Origin of the sequence: Flavivirga jejuensis, from assembly GCF_030540765.1 — a bacterium.
Taxonomy (GTDB): domain Bacteria; phylum Bacteroidota; class Bacteroidia; order Flavobacteriales; family Flavobacteriaceae; genus Flavivirga; species Flavivirga jejuensis.
Genome location: NZ_JAUOEL010000004.1, coordinates 64,161 through 82,330, shown reverse-complemented (window position 1 = coordinate 82,330; position 18,170 = coordinate 64,161). Strand labels below are relative to the sequence as shown.

General features: G+C 30.4%; 14 protein-coding genes. 9 read left to right on the top strand and 5 right to left on the bottom strand.

Going from position 1 to position 18,170, the window contains the following annotated elements:
• Positions 1 to 10: 10 nt before the first annotated feature.
• The 4 genes from Q4Q40_RS12005 to Q4Q40_RS11990 form a co-directional block, all read right to left on the bottom strand.
• Positions 11 to 979 carry a hypothetical protein gene (locus tag Q4Q40_RS12005; protein WP_303302065.1) on the bottom strand — a complete coding sequence of 323 codons (969 nt, stop codon included), beginning with the start codon at positions 977 to 979 and terminating at the stop codon, positions 11 to 13.
• A 6-nt stretch (positions 980 to 985) separates the two neighbouring features.
• Positions 986 to 1,555, bottom strand: coding sequence for a Pvc16 family protein (locus tag Q4Q40_RS12000; RefSeq protein WP_303302064.1), 570 nt, complete (start codon positions 1,553 to 1,555; stop codon positions 986 to 988).
• A gap of 117 nt (positions 1,556 to 1,672) precedes the next feature.
• A complete protein-coding gene (locus tag Q4Q40_RS11995) occupies positions 1,673 to 2,059 on the bottom strand; it encodes a DUF4280 domain-containing protein (RefSeq protein WP_303302063.1) in 387 nt (128 codons plus the stop codon).
• A 225-nt stretch (positions 2,060 to 2,284) separates the two neighbouring features.
• Positions 2,285 to 2,980 (bottom strand): response regulator transcription factor, encoded by a 696-nt coding sequence (locus tag Q4Q40_RS11990; RefSeq protein WP_303302062.1) that lies wholly within the window; start codon positions 2,978 to 2,980, stop codon positions 2,285 to 2,287.
• A 336-nt stretch (positions 2,981 to 3,316) separates the two neighbouring features.
• On the opposite strand from Q4Q40_RS11990, the gene Q4Q40_RS11985 reads away from it, so the two are divergent.
• The 9 genes from Q4Q40_RS11985 (at position 3,317) to Q4Q40_RS11945 (ending at position 16,992) form a co-directional block, all read left to right on the top strand.
• Entirely contained in the window at positions 3,317 to 3,823 is a 507-nt protein-coding gene (locus Q4Q40_RS11985; RefSeq protein ID WP_303302061.1) for a hypothetical protein, read from the top strand.
• A 276-nt stretch (positions 3,824 to 4,099) separates the two neighbouring features.
• Positions 4,100 to 4,783 carry a tetratricopeptide repeat protein gene (locus Q4Q40_RS11980; RefSeq protein WP_303302060.1) on the top strand — a complete coding sequence of 228 codons (684 nt, stop codon included), beginning with the start codon at positions 4,100 to 4,102 and terminating at the stop codon, positions 4,781 to 4,783.
• Between the two features lie 17 nt (positions 4,784 to 4,800).
• Positions 4,801 to 5,571, top strand: coding sequence for a sensor histidine kinase (locus Q4Q40_RS11975; RefSeq protein ID WP_303302059.1), 771 nt, complete (start codon positions 4,801 to 4,803; stop codon positions 5,569 to 5,571).
• A 10-nt stretch (positions 5,572 to 5,581) separates the two neighbouring features.
• Positions 5,582 to 6,319 carry a LytR/AlgR family response regulator transcription factor gene (locus Q4Q40_RS11970; RefSeq protein ID WP_303302058.1) on the top strand — a complete coding sequence of 246 codons (738 nt, stop codon included), beginning with the start codon at positions 5,582 to 5,584 and terminating at the stop codon, positions 6,317 to 6,319.
• A 140-nt stretch (positions 6,320 to 6,459) separates the two neighbouring features.
• Complete coding sequence (locus Q4Q40_RS11965; protein WP_303302057.1) at positions 6,460 to 9,300, top strand: glycosyl hydrolase family 18 protein; 2,841 nt, start codon at positions 6,460 to 6,462, stop codon at positions 9,298 to 9,300.
• Between the two features lies 1 nt (position 9,301).
• A complete protein-coding gene (locus tag Q4Q40_RS11960) occupies positions 9,302 to 9,595 on the top strand; it encodes a hypothetical protein (RefSeq protein ID WP_303302056.1) in 294 nt (97 codons plus the stop codon).
• A gap of 190 nt (positions 9,596 to 9,785) precedes the next feature.
• Positions 9,786 to 11,924 (top strand): baseplate wedge protein, encoded by a 2,139-nt coding sequence (locus Q4Q40_RS11955; protein WP_303302055.1) that lies wholly within the window; start codon positions 9,786 to 9,788, stop codon positions 11,922 to 11,924.
• 484 nt (positions 11,925 to 12,408) lie between these two features.
• Positions 12,409 to 12,819 carry an eCIS core domain-containing protein gene (locus tag Q4Q40_RS11950; RefSeq protein ID WP_303302053.1) on the top strand — a complete coding sequence of 137 codons (411 nt, stop codon included), beginning with the start codon at positions 12,409 to 12,411 and terminating at the stop codon, positions 12,817 to 12,819.
• 75 nt (positions 12,820 to 12,894) lie between these two features.
• Complete coding sequence (locus Q4Q40_RS11945; RefSeq protein ID WP_303302051.1) at positions 12,895 to 16,992, top strand: contractile injection system tape measure protein; 4,098 nt, start codon at positions 12,895 to 12,897, stop codon at positions 16,990 to 16,992.
• Positions 16,993 to 17,462: 470 nt separating this feature from the next.
• Here the strand turns inward: Q4Q40_RS11945 and Q4Q40_RS11940 are convergent, their stop codons facing one another.
• Entirely contained in the window at positions 17,463 to 18,167 is a 705-nt protein-coding gene (locus Q4Q40_RS11940) for a response regulator transcription factor (protein WP_303302049.1), read from the bottom strand.
• Positions 18,168 to 18,170: the final 3 nt, after the last annotated feature.

Here is an 18,170-nt window from a genome sequence, read left to right as displayed (position 1 = left end):
GTATTAAAATTTATATGTATATAATTGTTTGTGTTTTAAACTCTGTGACTGCTTCAGTACTGTGAATTTTTATATTCTCTGGACTTGCATTGGGTAATATGCGGTCTTCTGATGCGAGGTAAGGGGTCTCATTTTCTGTATTTGATACCAGTTTAAATCGTGTTTTGGGACGCTCCTTATAAGGTATTTTTTGATCAGATAGGTAGCTAATGGCATCTAACCCCATCATCGTTACTTTTCCTTGACATGTAAAAGTGTATGTACCATCATTATCAATAATAGTATAGATATCTTCTATGTGTTCTTTTTTAGAGATAACTAAGTATTCCCAATAGGTTTTTTTGGTTTCAAACTGTATACTAATTTGATGTACCGCTTCAGATTTTAATTGAAACTGACAAATACCAATGGTATGTTTAAGGTTTTTATCAGTTAAAAAAAAGGTGTCCGAAAACCCATTAAATGTCCAGGTATAAAAACCTTCTTCTTCCTGGGTTAAATCTAAAACGGTTGTTTTTCTTCCTACTGGTATCATTTCCTCATATACCATATCTCCATGGTTATCAAAAACTCTAATCTGTTCATCTTTTTCTACCATTTCTTCAAATACGACTACTTGTAATTTTCGTTGTATATTTTTTATGGCTTCTTTTTTAGGGATTAAGAGTTCTTCTTCTTTTTCATTTACAAAACACAATAGGTAGTCACGATTTATTATGGTATCGGGTAAATCGATATAGTTATAAAATTGAGGGTCTGTAACCTCAACCCAGAACATAAATGTGGAAGGATTTATACTTGATAAATTAATTTTTTTAGTATAAATTTCTATAGTCCCTTCTGCTTGATGCAACCATAATTCTTCTCTTTGAAAAAGAGATTGTGTAGGGTAGGTAGGGACTAACCTCAATCCCCTAGAGGCATGACTGGCATAGCTTTGGTTACAAGTTATTTTTCCTATTAGATGTAAAACGCCCATGGATGCTTACTTTTTAATTAGATTTGGTATTATTTTTTGAACCGTTGGTAAAATGGCTTTCATTTTGTTTTCTGTTATGGTTACTTGTCTCATTTTGTATATAACAGAAGGCATGTATTTACCAGATAAAGCAGCCCAAAAATGGCCTTGTTGCTGGATGTCAACGTTTACCAATTCCATCGTTAATTTGTCTATTTCTGGTGGAAGACCTGGTGTGTTTCTCGCATCAAAAACTGGTTTATTTTGAAAAAAACCAATCGCTTCAGATAACCAATGCAATCCTTCTAAATATTGCTCTGTTTTGAAACAAGCACTAATTAATATATAGATGTTTAGATTGATAGGTGGATACTGTTTTGCTATACCTCCATCTCGTTTTATATAGGGTGAATTTGTAGTACGGTTGTTTTCTACTTCTATATTTACTGTTGTTAATGCGAGATTATTAGCATCTAGCGGATTATTTTTCCCTTCGGAAAGGGTATGCATTACCACGGTTTCTTTTTGTAATTGAAGTACTTCTTTAAGGTGTGTATTCAATCCGTTATGAATGGTATGTAATGCTAATGAAATCATGTGCTTTTTGCTATATTAAAGTTTGATGTGGTTTTTGTTTGTCTTTTATTATGCCAAAATTGCTATAAAAACCAGTGATATATAAGAGTCTTTTTACGGGTTTAAAAAAAGCAGGTACTAATCACTAACCGTAAATTGCCCAGCAGATGAAAATTGAATACAACCGCCCCAGGTACACATACATTTACACGTATTATCAAGAGCAGGTACATTACCAATTAAAATAGTAGGCTTTCCTGGTATCCAGGGAGCTGTTGTGAAAGGGATACATGGCATTGGTGTTAGTACGCCTAGTGCTGCCGTAGTAGCTGCTGCTACCGTTGGGTTTGCTAAAGAGGTACACATAGCAAAAGGCGGAATGTTTACAAAAGGTATATTATCCATAATAGTTGCCGCTGGCAAATTAGAAGTTGTTACCCGTTTTAAGGGCAAAATATTCAATACTGAAGGAGCTGTTCCGAAAGAACAAGTCATCTGTGCACTTGTACATGCTAAATTGGGCATAAGTTTAATGTTTTATTAATATATTATGGGATCAAAACTATTTTAAAACAGAAGGGTGAGAAAGCGTATTAACACTTGGTTTTACGAATAACGTATTTTTACATTTAAGCTTAGATGAGCTATAAATGATATAAGACTTAGGGGACTTTTTTGAACCTATTACCTCTTTTTTAGGCCTTGCTCATCTCAAATCGATACAGAGCAAAGACATTCACATTCTATTGATTAAAAAGGGGATTGCATCGAGATTTGTAATAATTTATAGTCTATTTCTACCAGTTTATAAATTATGGCATACAATACCAAACCTACAGTATTTTTAGACCCCGTTTTAGAAAGTAAATTATTACGGTGTCCTTCTACAGTTCTTATACTAAGGAATAATTTTTTTGAGATTTCATGATTTGTATACTCATGGCATATCAGATTTAAGATTTCTAGCTCTCGTTTTGATAATTTTTCTCGTACTAAAAACCTTGAATGCAATGCTTTTATATCTGCACCTTCCGAATATAATAGGATATCTTTATAGGCTTCTGTTTGATAAATTCGTTCTCGATAAACCGTATTAATAGCATGGCAAAGCTCATTATGGCTAATTTGCTTTGAAAGAAATGCATTGATCCCTACTCTTGTCATTAAATTAATGAAAGAAGTATTATAAAATGTTGTTAGTACAATAATTTTAATATCGGGATGCTTTTTCCTAATTAATTCTACTAAATGAATGCCATTCTCTGGTTCGATCTTTAAATCTATAATAATTATTTCTGGTACTTGAATTTCTAATATATTTAGAATTGTTATACCATTTTCTACTTCAAATAAGACTTTGAAATTAGCATGATTATTTAAAATTTCTACTAATCCTGTTCTAAATAGGGTTTGGTTGTCTATAACTCCTATCTCTATTTTTTTCATAATCTTTTGGATTTGATGTCATTTTTATATCACAACTTTTCAAAAGTAAATCTGTAATAAAACTAAAAACTTAGTAAATGTCTTAAGCTGTAAAAAAAATGATACAAATAACACGATCAATGTTATAAACAGTAGCATGCATTTTTAACGAAATCTTTTTTCCCTTATTTAAAATGAAAACATCTTAAAAATCTCATAATTAATAAGTTTAAAGTTTAGGTAATTATACTTAATCTCTTTAATTATAACTTGGTAAGTAAATTCTAAAAAGAATAACAATTTTTCTTACTCAAAAAGTAGTATATTGTATCGATTTTAACCCCAACCCCTAATTGTATGGCAAACCCAGATAACGGATCAATCATTGAGATTGCAGGCATTAATTTTAAATATATTTGTCATGAAAAATTTGACTTAAGTGAAAGCATTATTGGTACACCTCCTTATGATCCATTAATAAAAGTAGAAAACACCCTTGAAGAAAACAAGTATATAGTAACTGTTGGATCCTATATACCCTACAGTCTTGATGTAGTGACAATGCCATCAAGTTCTCTTGAAATTATAGAAAATTATATTTATATAAAGTACAATGGCAATACAAATGTAAATACTCTAATTCCTACTACAAACCCAAATGGCAAGGTTATATGTAGAGATTTTAATATTGTATATGAATCTAAACCAGATTCAACAAAATTTTGTTTTTACTTAATAACATTTGAGTATACTTTTGTATTTCAAAATGCTTTACAAGTTGAAGCAGTAATAATAAGAGATGAAAATTTAGACCCTGAAACCAGTAGAGGCACAGTTTCTACACCTTCAAATCCGTCTGTTTAATTCTTTTTATTATGATGATTCTTAAGTATAACCTTTTTCTGTTTTTTTTTTATTCCTTTTTTTATTTTTACTCAAAACAAGGTAGATCAGTTCAAAAAAGATATTATAAATGTATGTCCTGTATGTCATGCTGACAGCACTTTATATTCGAAATACAAAAAAAACACCTTTCATCTTTCTCACCATTACTATTCTAATAATCAGCTAGATAATTCATATATATATGTTTCTAAAGTATTAGAAGAAGGTAAGAAATCAAAAAAAGAGTTATTTATCTTGCATGGCTTAAAAGGGCGAATTTTCAATAAAAAGCAATTATACGATCAGGCCTTAGAGCACATCAATAAAGCAATTGCTCTGGGCATCGAAACAAATCAAAATAGCCTTTCAGAATTATATTCCATTTTAGGACAACTTTATATTTATAAAAAAGAATATAAAAAGGCTATAAATATTTTAGAGAAATGGAAATCATTATACTTATATACTGTGACAGGAAATGAAAGTGATAATTTTATGAATCTTGGCATAGCTTATTCTTTTATAAAAAAGTATAAAAAGGCTGAAAAGAATATATTACAAAGTTATTATTTACATAAAGAAAATAAAGACACCTTAAAATTAGCATATTCATGTACAGAAATTGCCAATTTATATTATATACAATATAAAGACTCATTAGCGCTACCATATTTTAAGGAGGCCTTAGAATATGCTAAAAAAAGCCATGATTTAGTTATATTACAAAATACTTATCTAAATATGGCTGTGATAGAAGAAAATAAAAAAAACTATGCAATGGCTTTATCTTACAGAAAAGATTATGAAAAAATTAAAGACAGTATTTGGGATCGAGATAAAATATGGAGGCTTTCTCAAAAAGATAAAAAGATTGCAACCATTAGTAATGATCAAAAATTAAAAGAAGAGCAAAAAAAAAGAGTCAATACTTATATCTAGTTATATTTTTATGTATCGTGATTATAGGTATTGGATATTTAAGTATAAAGTTAAATTATAAAAATACGATTATAGCTAAACAAAAAAATAATTTACAAAATTCAAATAATTTTAAGAATGAATTATTTTCAGTACTTGGGCATGATTTACGTGCGCCAATGCATCAAATTTTAACAATTAGTAATAAGCTAATAGAAGCTTTTCAAAAAAAAGAAAATAAAAAAATGTTTTTTTTCTTAAAACAGAATAAAAGCACAGCTACTAAAACTTATTTGTTGTTGGATAACTTATTGTATTGGATCCGATTACAAAGTAATAATATGACTATACAAAAAGAACTACATAATATATATGAACTTATACAGCAGACTATTTCAATTTTTAATATCATTATTACTGATAAATCGATACAATTAAAAGTAGAATGTTCTGATTACATTTTTGTAAAAACAAATGCAGTAATACTTAAAATACTATTTAGAAATTTACTCGATAATGCTCTTAAATTTACACCTAAAAGTGGCAGTATTACTGTAAAATGTATAGAAAATCAGTTTCGAATAGTAATTATGATTAAAGATAATGGTCTAGGAATAGATCCAGAGCTATTAAAAGCTTTAAACAATTATAATACGACAGATGCTAGTATTATGGATACTTCAGATAAAAGAAGTACTGGTTTTGGCATCCGTCTTTGCAAATCATTTATAAAAAAACTTGGAGGGGGTTTCAAGATTTTAAGCGTAAAAAATAAAGGAACGACGTCTATAATTTCTATTTTAAAATAACCCCACAATTATGCATATTATTAATGTTTTGGTATTAGAAGATGATGATTTTGAAGCCGTAATACTAAAAGAATATCTAGAAGAAAACCACTTTAATATTGTTAAGATTTGTAACAATATTGTTGATGCTATAGAAATTTACCATACCCAAACTATAGATTTTATCATCATAGATATTTTCTTAAATGGAAAACCAGATGGTATTACATTTGCTAAAACACTATTAAAGCGCACACGCAATGTAACTCCTTTTCTATTTTTAACAGGACATGCAGAAAGATCTATTTTTGAAAATGCAAAAGTCACCCACCCACATGGCTTCGTTTTAAAGCCCTTCAATGAAAAAGAATTGGTATATACTATTCAGTTAATATTAAACAAACATAATCGTTCTATAGAAGATAATACAGCTCTAAATGATAATTCCTCTGTACCCTATTTTTTTAAAAAGAATGGTGTTTTTTATAAAATACTCCCTAAAGATATTTCCTTTGTTGAAGTTGAAGGTCGTTATTGTAAAATAATCACTTTGAAAACAAATTTCATCTCTCAATATACCTTAACCGATTTTCACAAACAACTCCCTAGCTTTTTTTTACGCGTGCATAGAAATTATGTTGTAAATGCTAATAAAATAAAAGAAGTTCATTCTAAAGATAATTTAATCGTATTAGAAAATAATCAAACAATAACCCTTGGTCGTGCTTATAAAAACACCTTTTTCGATCATTATAAAGTCATTAGATAATATTGACTATTTCAAGTGTATTTATGGCGCTTTTTAGTAGTTCAGTACTAATACCTAAATAACATAATCACATAGTTATACCCTTATAAATAGCAGACAAACTATCTAGTTTTACCCATTCAATAAACATAAAAATAGATATGAGAACCTGTGATTTTATAAAAACCAAAGTGTTTTTTGTAGGCCTGTTATTAGGAAGTATATATTGCCATTCACAAGAGCCACCAGAGCCTCCAAAACCTCCAGAAGTAACCATAGAAAAACCCAAGATTGTAGATCAAATTATAAATATTGTTGGTACTGGATTGGGACTTAGTAAAAAATCCAAACAAAAAAAGGAAGGACTACAAATTAATAAACACACACTTCATGAATCTGAATTAGCATATTATAAAAAAAATACGAACACATTTCAATCGCTCCATGACATTACTTATAGAACGACTATAGATAGTTTAAAATACACGGTTTTAGGTTGGAGTCCTTTTTGGGTTAAGGATGCCTATAAATATTATACTTATAAGCTTCTTTCTGATATATCGTATTTCAACTATGAATTAGATACCGAAACGGGAGATTTTAAAACGATCCACGATTGGAATACAACTCCTATGATAGACATAGCAAAATCAAATAAATGTACTGTTTCTCTAACATTGAGTTCTTACGGAAAACAGGACAATGCTGCGTTTTTAAACAATCATGAAGCGCAAGAAAAATCTATCCACACACTTATAAATTTATTAAAATACCGAAAGGCACACGGTGTAACTATAGACATGCATCCTATTACTCCAGCAACATCTTCTCTTTTTACTCAATATATAAATACACTTGCTACAGCATTACATCAAGAACAATTAGTATTGAATTTAGTGCTTCCCCCTGTTTATATTAATAATACATTCGATATTCCAAATTTAAGTCCTAACGTTGATTTATTCATTATTCTTGGATATGGCTATGCTTCCGATCATAATAAAAAAGCTGGGCCTTTAAGTCCTCTATTAGCTGATGAATCTTGGCGGTTTCATGCTTTAGAAACAAGTATAGATAGTTATTTGGAACAAGGCGTTCCTCCTAATAAATGTATTGTTTCTCTACCCTATCTTGGTACGCAATGGCAAGTAAAAAAACCCGAAATACCTTCCTTAAAAAGTAAGCATATTAAATATTTTCCACTTCGGTCTAAACAATCATTTTTAGACAATCATAAATTTCAATTAGATCCATTAAGCTATACAATGTTCACCTCTTTTCCTACTGAAAAGAAGGCATTCTATCAAGTATGGATAGATACCCGAGAGACTTTAAAAGAAAAATTTCAACTTATTAAAAATAAAGAGCTAAAAGGAGTCGCATTATGGTCTCTTGGGTATGACAATGGGAGTACTGAATTCTGGGAATTGTTGGAAGAAAGCTTCGCTTACCCTCAACCCAATCCTATTGAACCCCAAAAACAGGAAGATTTAGAAAAATCCATATCTATAATAGATAGTCTTTTGGTCGTACAACGTAATTTACAAGACTCTACAAACTTAAAAATAGATAAAATATCTGAAAAAATAACAGATCTAAATGCGTTTAATGAAGCTTCTCAAAAAGACGATAGCCCAATACAGCTTGGCGAAAACCTAAAAAAAGAAGTCTTTGGTTGGCATCCACATTGGGCAGATGAAAAATATAAAAGTTATAATTTTAAACTTCTTACAACATTGGCATATTTTTCATATGAATTAAACCCATCTACAGGCCAATATAAAACGATACACAATTGGGCTACCACAAAAGTAGTTGATTCTGCTCATGCTAAAGGGACAAAAGTTCATTTAACAGTAACGAATTTTGGTGTAAATAATAACAGAACGTTTTTAAATAACCCAGAAGCCCAAAAAGATTTTATTAACGAAGTCGTAAAGCAAGTCGAAAAACGATCTGCAGATGGTGTAAACATAAATTTTGAAAATATTCCCAAAGCATCAAGCGAAAAGTTCACCCAGTTTACAATTCTGCTGTCTGAAAGACTACAAAGAGAAGGGCTTGAATTTAGTATGGCTATTCCTGCTTTAGATCCCAATCATGTTTACGACTTTAAAACCCTTATTAATTTTGTAGATTATTTTGTAATGATGGGGTACAACTATCATTATAAAAATAGTAAAACAGCTGGGCCAAATGCACCTTTAAAAAGTAGTACGAAATGGGGTAAGTTAAGTATTGAACATTCTGTAAATACTTATTTTTCGAGAGGCATCCCTCCTATACAACTTATTGTAGCTTACCCTTATTATGGCATAGAATCCAAAACAGCATCTATAAAAATCCCTGCAAAGAATGAAGGTTTTATTAAAGAATGGACCTATGGCAATATTCGTAAGGAATTTAGAAAAGCACCTATTCTTGACATGGAAAGTACTAGTGCTTATTATATCATTCCGAGTCCATCCGATAATCAAATAAAACAATTATGGTTTGATAATGAAGAGAGTTTTGCTCTAAAATGTGATTGGATTAATCAAAAAAAACTGAGAGGTGTTGGCATATGGGCTTTAGGGTATGACCATGGAAATAATGAATTGTGGACCGTACTCAATCAAAAATTCGCAAAAGATCCTAATGAAGTGATATTAACCCCATTGCATTCGGGAGAAACGTTATTATTTAAAGTAAAACATATCCTTAATGATTTAAATCTGAACAGTAATACTATTATTGCTCTGTTAATTATTATGCTTGTTATCTTATTTATAGGCTTTTCATTTGCAATAACCAATGGACAAGTTGTTGATATTATATTTAGCAACAAACTCTATCAAGCTAGTCTCATTATCTTGCTTTTAGTGACTATTATTTCTATTCTGAAACTTAAAAATCTAATTAGCAGTTCTGAAGTTTTATTCCTTTTAGGAGGGTTTATTGGAATCATGACCACCTTCATTATTAGAAAAAGAATTGTTGAATCTGAAAAAAACAAACCTTAAAATGGAAAAATTACTTGAATTTTTTGACAGCTTTAAAGCATTTATTATTAAAGAATTTCTTTGGTTTTTTGCAAGTCTTTTTATCGCTATACTATTTACATTATTGAGTTTTTTGATACTTGAGGAATTTTCTATAAATCTAAGTGAGAGGATAGAATGGCAAGGTATGGAAAACAATAGCGTATATCTGGTTTTGTTTATATTCTGGTTTGTCTTCATTTACCTTGTTAGACTTATTCGTGGAGCCATCTTATTTTTAACCATTCCCAAAGAAGAAGAAAAAGAAGAAGACTAACCTATGGACTGGAAGTCCATAGGTTCGTTTTGGCAGACTGAAAGTCTGTTTCGTGAAATATGGTAAAACTGAATTTGTGTGAATTCGTGAAATTCGTGTCAAAAGTTTTTAGAAGCTGAAAGCGACATACACTAAAGTACATAGTTTTAACTCCATTTGAGACCAATAAATCATTCTAAACTACATTAAAATGCCAGTTAACACTCAATTTATAAAAAGAACAAAAAATACCGATCCTAGTATCAGTTTTTTTGAATTACGAAAAGAAGGTATTCATTATATACAACAATTATGTGGTCACCTATGGACTAATTTTAATGCCCATGATCCAGGACTTATACTTTTGGAAACACTCTGTTATGTCATCACAGAATTGGGATATAAAAGTAATTTTTCTATCACAGACATTTTACAATCTGTACCCAATAAAAAGTTTCATTTACATGAAAACGCCCTCTATGAAAAGCAAGAGATTTTTTCCACCCACCCTATTACCTTAACCGATTATAGAATATTATTAATAGATCAATTAGCACCTATTGTTAATAATGTATGGGTAGAAGCTATAAAAAATAAGAGGCAGCAGTTTACAGGAAGTTACAAAGTTTGGCTGCTGGCTGATGACCAAATACAATTTAACAAAAAAGATATTATACAAAAAGCTGAAGATTGTATGGCTAGTCATAGGAATCTTGGCGAAAACGTACAAGAAATTCTTTTTCTAAATAGAAAAAATGCTCATATACATGCTGATATTCAACTATCTAACGAATCAGTCCCTAATAAAATGCTTGCTGCTTTTTTTTACCGTTTAGAAGAAGTCTTTCTAAATCCTACTTTTAAAAGATTTACAGAAGAAGAGTTATTAGATAAAGGAATTCCTATTGACGAAATCTATAATGGTCCTAAAACCCTCCACGGTCATTTTGACAAAAATCAGTTGAAAGCATTCCCTAAAAATATTGAAATAGAAGAACTCGCTCAGGTACTGTTCCAAATTGATGAAGGCGTTTTAAAAGTAACTAATTTTAAAGTATATATAGATGGGAAGGCATATACAGAGACCATTCCCTTAGATTATTTTTTACCTCAATTTATAGCAACGGATACAGAACATAAAATGCATTGTTTCCAAAGGGGAATAAAATTAGAAGCAGACAGTTCTCAAATAGAGTTACATACGACTTCGTTAAAACAAGGACAAAATCGAAACTACGAGATACAATTACAAGAAAAAACGAAAAAAGAACTCGTAGGTACAAAAAGGGATATCGCTTCCCTTCTACCTATAAATTATGACTTACCTAACATCTTTGGTTTAGGCCATCAAAGTTTACCAAAACACAGTAGTATTGAAGAACAACAGCAGCGTCAACAATTAGAATCTTATTTGCAAATCATGAATACCTTTTTAGAAAATGCTTCTAAAAAACTTTCAAATACGTCCTCTTTCTTTAGTATCTATGAAGATTCATATACGGCAATAACTCAGCAACCCTATACTGAATTATCAAAAGAAGCTCTAAATCAACGAAACCTTATTTTAGACCACTTGTTAGCACGCTTTAATATCAAATTCCCTAAGTATACTGAAACACAAAATATAAAAGATCAATTATTGTCCAGAATTGCTGTCAAGGAAAAATGCTTACAGGATTTACCTTTACTAACTGCAAACCGAAGTGCTGGTGCTAATTTAAACAAACCTCAATGGGGAACTTCCAATACAGCTATAGCCTGTAAATGGTTACACTTGTTTTTAGGCTATCCAGATTTTGAGCTATGGAGTTTAACGATCCCTGTACAACTACTTAAAATTAATCTCCTTAAAAAGAACAGGCATATAAAAAATTTCCCTATAACAGAAATCTTGTTAAAAGGCACTCAAGCTAAGTATTACAAAATTGAAAAAGATAGAAAATATTTTGTTATATGGTTACTTCTTGATACTACTAAATTATACCTGGGGAAACGAAAAACAAAAACAAAAGCCAAAAACGTAATAACGACTTATTGCGAAACAATTGTAAAAACAAATTATAAATCTAAGGGTTTTTACATGTTAGAAAATTTTCTGGTTAAAAAGAACACTCATTTTACAATTAGTCTATTTTTTCCAGATTGGACAGCAGACATGCAAAATAATAGTTTTAAAGAATTTATAAAATCACAAGCCGTGGAGTTACTACCCGCACACATACATGCAACATTTTATGCATTGCCTTATGACGACATGCAAAAGTTTGAAACTTTTTACCAATACTTGGAACAACAAAAAAACCAATTGAATTTAAATATTTCAAAAAAATACAAAGGGTTTCAATTTTAAAAAATACCTGATTAGTAGCATGTAACTACTTCACTATACATTTCCCCTTATCGTTAATAAATACACTCGAAACCAACAACATAAGCTAATTCGGGTGTTTTGTATAGTGAAGTATTACAACAATTATCAAATCTTTTCGGAACAATATCCTTTATAAATGCGTACTACTACCTGTAATTTATAAAGCCATAGAATTACCCTTATTTAAACAACATTATGACGGTACCTTGCTATAATAATAAACGACCACGAGACAGGCTTACCAGGTATTAAGCACAAAAAATAAACCGCCATAAGTACTGGAAGTTCATAGGTTCATTTTGGCAGGCTGAAAGTCTGCTTCGTTAAATACCATAACAAAAGAAAAGGAATAAGCATTGTAAAACTGAATTCGTGTGAACACATATTAAAAACACTACAATTTAGACCAGTAAAATGCAAAGCAAATCTCTAACAATTAAACTATAAAAAAGAAACAAAAAACATGTATAAGCAAAAACATAACAATGATAATACAGCATACATCACCAACCTCAAAATGGATCATCGTATAGCTAACGTACAACGAAAAGAAACACCCAACAAAACGGGTATGCCAAACCAGTTAAAACAAGGAATAGAAAACCTTAGTGGAATAGATATGAGCGATGTTAGAGTGCATTATAATAGCCCTAAACCCGCTCAACTTAATGCTCATGCCTATGCACAAGGGAATCAAATACATATGGGTTCAGGACAAGAAAAACATTTAGCTCACGAGGCATGGCATGTTGTACAACAAAAACAAGGAAGAGTGCGTCCTACTATGAGTTTTAAAGGACAAGCTATCAATGACAATCCAGGCTTAGAAAAAGAAGCTGATATAATGGGCTCTAAAGCTTTACGCAGTTTTTAATTTATAAACGGGAGTCTACTTCAAATGAATTTATGAAATACTCATAAATTCATTTGAAGTCGCAAAACAATAAAGATGCCATATCATTATATAGATACCCTACAATGTAAATTACAAATAACGGATAAAGCTCTGCATAAACCTTTGCAAAATAAGCTCATGCAATTCTATGATACAGGGCTTTTTTCGGTATTAGATAAAGTATTTAACAAGTTTAAAACACAGAATCTAGAGATTCCTCAAATTCAATTATCCTTACCTCCCATACCACAACATAAGTTTACCCATCAATTTTTGCCCTTGGTAGAAATGGCATTGACTATATTTTTAGAGACCTATTGTAAAACGCTTGAGGCTTCTCAAAAAAAGTGTATTACAGTACTTCCAAAAGAAGATACACTAACCACTCTAATCTTCTATTTAGAAAAAGGCTATTACCCTTACTCAGTGACTCATAATTTTAACGATTTATGGGAACAAGCCATACGCGAACATCCGAAAACATTATTAAATAAACTAACACATACATTTCAGGAAATCATGCTTAAACGCTTGGTTTATCAACTTACTGAAATAAAATTATGGGAACTGGTAGCACTAGCTCTACTACATCCTTCTGTATCCTCTTTACAAAAGTATTATTCCTTTTTACAAAAAGCAGGGTTCCCTAACCCACAAAGAAATACCATTAAACAAACAAAAAACCTCGATTTTTGGTATGATCTACTAGCTATGGTCTTAGATTCTAAACGAGAAACTCTTCCCCTTACTTCTTTTATCTCAAGACACTTAACTATCCATATAAAAAACTCGAGGTTTTCTCCCCAATATGTAGTTATGCACCTAAGAAAAAAATTATATCACCTTAAAGACAAAGACTTGACAAAGTTTTTAACTGCTATACTTTCCGATTATGATACTCTTAATGAACCTATTATTTTTCAAAATAACATAGACAGAACTACATGGTTTGCACAAGTAATTAAAGACTTAAAAAAAGAAGATATACTTCAATCCCCTTTACTAAAAACTAAAATGTTTTGCACCCTTACTCAAAAAGAACAGGAATTACTTTTGCTTAGTTTGCCTTTTGCATCTATAGAATCTTATGTGGTAAAAAAACGGTCATATTTTGAGGTATTTTACAAAATGATGGCGTCTCAATTTTCATCATCAATCACTGAGAAGCAGTTTAAAGATTTTTTGTTTCGCTATGCATATGCCTATTTTTTACAAGAATCAAACTCTCAATTTCATTTAGCACAATTTGTATCTAGATTTCAAGAATTCATAAAAAAATCCCATCGAATTGATTATACACAAAAGCAAGAGTATGTATATAAAAGTGCTAATGCTTATCATAAACTAATGTCAAAAGAAAAGGATGCTATTTTTAAAGAAAAAGAAAAGGATACTATATATACCCCATCTATAGCAATTCCAACTAGCACATTAGTACTATACTTTTTAAAATATGGATGTTTTCCTGCAAACAATGAAACCATAACAATACCTGCATTAGATGCATTATTAAATACGCTATTTGCACTTAACACGATTTCCCAATGGAAACAACAGTATATAGGCTATCGCCATAAAGGATATGGTATATATAGTCCAGTGTTAGAAAATTATATGGCTCAAGAAGTACACAGGGTAAACTATATCATACTATTAAATGATTGGTATCCTTTTTATAAAAGAGAGTTAAAAGATATAACAAAGGGGATGCAAAAAAAACAGCATAGACAATCCGATTTTGCTAAACAACTTGCTAACACATTACCTGAAAAAAAAATACATAAGATTATTGGATATATTGAACCCGAAGATAAAACAATAATTCTTCATTTTATAGCAAGTAGTATATCTGTAGTTGTATTACAATCGCTAACCGACAAGTTAACAGATTTTAAAAAAGCAATATACTCTTTTGTACTGTCTTATATTTTATTAAAAAAAGGCTATAATTTTAGTAAAAAACAATTTGTAGCAAACCAAATTAAACAACTAGCACAGCATTTTGATATCGCTTACAATACTTTGTTACAATTATTTTTAGACACTCTAGACCCTAACTCTTCTTTTCGCAAAGCAAAGGAATTATATGTTATTATATCTATCTTAAAAGCTAGCAAAGATAAAAATTTAAAAGGGTCCAAATCACCAACTCCCCTCCTAAAAACGACTACAAAAAAGCAAAGTATGACTCCCAAAGCATGGAGCAAACTATTATTATACTATATAAAACATCAAGAGCTCCCTAATTGGGCGAGAATAAAGGATATTGAAACATTGATACAAGAATTTCCTATTACATCAAAAACTGAAGAAAAAATAGTGTCTTTCTTAAAAAACCAACCCCTAATAACTCAATTTTTAAATTCTAAAATAGCGCAACAACAAAATATAACTTTAGATATTTTGGTTCAGTATATTTTACAGACAAACCCACACATTCCTAACCCTATAAAAATAGGGTCTAAAGAAGCTGAAATAACGCATTGGACCTCAGTGCTTTTTTATTATTTAGATCATCAGGAATTCCCTTGGTGGTCTAACTATAGAGATTTAAAAACATTTCTAAGGCATTCAAAAACAAATACAGAAGCCCGTAGAAAAATAGTCATCTTTTTTCAAAAGCATAAAAATACCGTTACTATTTGGCAGACTGTAAATCAGATATCCAAAGTAACTAACTTTAGACAGCTATTAATACAATGGTTTTTACCAAGAACAACACACGTATCCGCAATACATGCTTTAGCAAATCTATTTTCGCCATTATATGTTAGAGATCAAAATCTATTTTCTAAACACTTTGGGGTCTTACCAGATGGAAGTCAGTTTTGGAAATATCTTTGGAATTCACGGCCTTTGTTTTTTTCGGATTCTTCTGATAAACTAACCACCTTTTGGACTGGCATGCCTCATCAATATTCATTACACCCTCTTACTTTTAATACCGCTGCCTTAACAGCTTTTAAAGAACAAAAAGAGGCTGAAATATGGCAAACAATAATTTTGTCTGCAATATCTAAATCAGCATTGCAATCCCAAATGTTTTATACTGATGAGGATTTTATCGAGAAGCAACTTTTTAATTGGTCTAAAAAAATATCAATCTATAATATAAAACAGCTCAAAAATGAATTACAGACCAAACCAACTCGTTTTGTAAATCTATTGGACAAAATACTTTATAAAAAAAATGTATCAAAATCAACATTAACACAGCTATACACGCATTGGGTCGACATTTTATTTCCTGAAATTAAAGACCAATTACTAGCAATTTTTAAAGAACTTGGTGTTTTAGAACACCACTTAAAAGTATATACATTCAACGATTACAAACTCACAAGTTTATTTATTTGGAAAGCAGTAAATCGCTATAAATTTGAAACGACTACTTTGTATTTACAAACCTTATTTCTGGAATTATCACGGTATAAAAAAATTCCTTTTAATGACCTCGTTACTGTATATTATGATACGATATATATACATCGTAAAACACTACCTGAGCTATATAAAGGAATGGTTTTATTACAATTAAATCACAACGTAAATACAATACAACAAAATATACCTGAAACCGTTAAAAACGAGTTAATTCCTAAAAACACTACCGAAACCAATGACATACCAGAATCCATTATCCTACCCAATGCTGGAATCATATTGTTATGGAAATTTTTACCGATACTCTTTGAAAGATTACACTTGTGGAATCCGATAGAAAAAGAATATCGTGATGATAAAGCTAAAAATAAAGGAGTAATAATTTTACATTATTTAGCAACTGGAAATACTGATTATATAGATGAGCATGCATTATTAGCAATGAAGTTATTATCTGGATTGCCTCTAAACTTTCCTCTTTTTAAAGAAGATTTGGAAGAAGAAGAAAAACAATTAGTAGATAGTTTAATCTCTTCTGCTATACATCAATGGCAGAAATTAGGAACTCTAAGTATAGAAGGATTCCGAAATACATTTTTAACGCGTCAAGGTACTTTAAATACTAGAGAAGAAGTGTATTTAATTAATATTCAATCTGCTGGTATAGATGTTTTATTAGATTATCTCCCCTGGCCTATTAGTACCATACGATTGCCTTGGCTAGAAAAAAAAATACATATATCCTGGAGAGAAAAGAACTCTTTGTAAACTAACCCATGGACAGGAAGTCCATAGATTCATTTTGGCAATCTAAAAGTCTCTTTCGTAATTATACCGAAATAAAAGAATAAATATTGTAAAACTGAATTCCAGTAAATTCTTGAAACCTGCCAGCCAGCAGGCTGGTTCGTGTCAAAAGTTTATATAAGCTAAAAGCGACATACACTAAAGTACATCCTTTTAACTGCATTTTAGACCAATAACATAATGTAAAACTATGATAGCATTTTCTATCTTATCTGAACAAAATATAATTCAAATTATTTATAGCTTACTTTTATAATTAGATAGGTATTAACCCGTTGTGCATTTAGGGAAGGTATCTTACTTTTTAAAGATTATTAATATCATATGTAAGCTTGATAATTCTATAGCCACAACCAAAGTATCAGAGTTATTTCTAAACCATTTAATTGATTTTGAGATTTTTATCTTAAATGCACAACAGCTAGGTATTATTATGTATTTATTACCAATCTAAAACCTTCGCCATGTATGTTTAATATTTCTACTTTTTCATCTAGTTTTAAATACTTACGCAGCTTTGCGATATAAACATCCATACTGCGGGATGTGAAATAATTATCGTCACGCCATATTTTGGTAAGTGCTAGTTCTCTTGGCATTAAATCGTTTTCATGTAACGCTAATAAACGCAATAATTCATTTTCTTTAGGCGATAATTTTATTGGTTCGCCGCCATTAAAACGTAAAAAACGTAATTTTGAATTCAAATCAAAACCTCCAATTTTAAATTCAAATTGCTTACTATCAGAAATAGTTTCGGTTGCTTTGCGTTGTATAATTGCTTTAATTTTCATTAACAAGACTTCACTATCGAAAGGCTTATTTAAATAATCATCTGCACCAACTTTATAACCTCTTAAAACATCTTCTTTCATTGTTTTAGCAGTTAAGAAAATAATTGGGACGTCTGTATTCTTCTCTCTTATTTCTTTTGCTAATGTAAAACCATCTTTATAAGGCATCATAACATCTAAAATGCATAAATCGAAATCATCTTTTTTGAATTTTTCGAATCCTTCCATTCCGTTTTTAGCATGAGTTACCTCATAATCATTCATCATTAAATAATCTTTAAGAACGGTTCCGAAATTAGGATCGTCTTCTACTAACAAAATTCTTTTTTTTTGGTCTTCCATAAT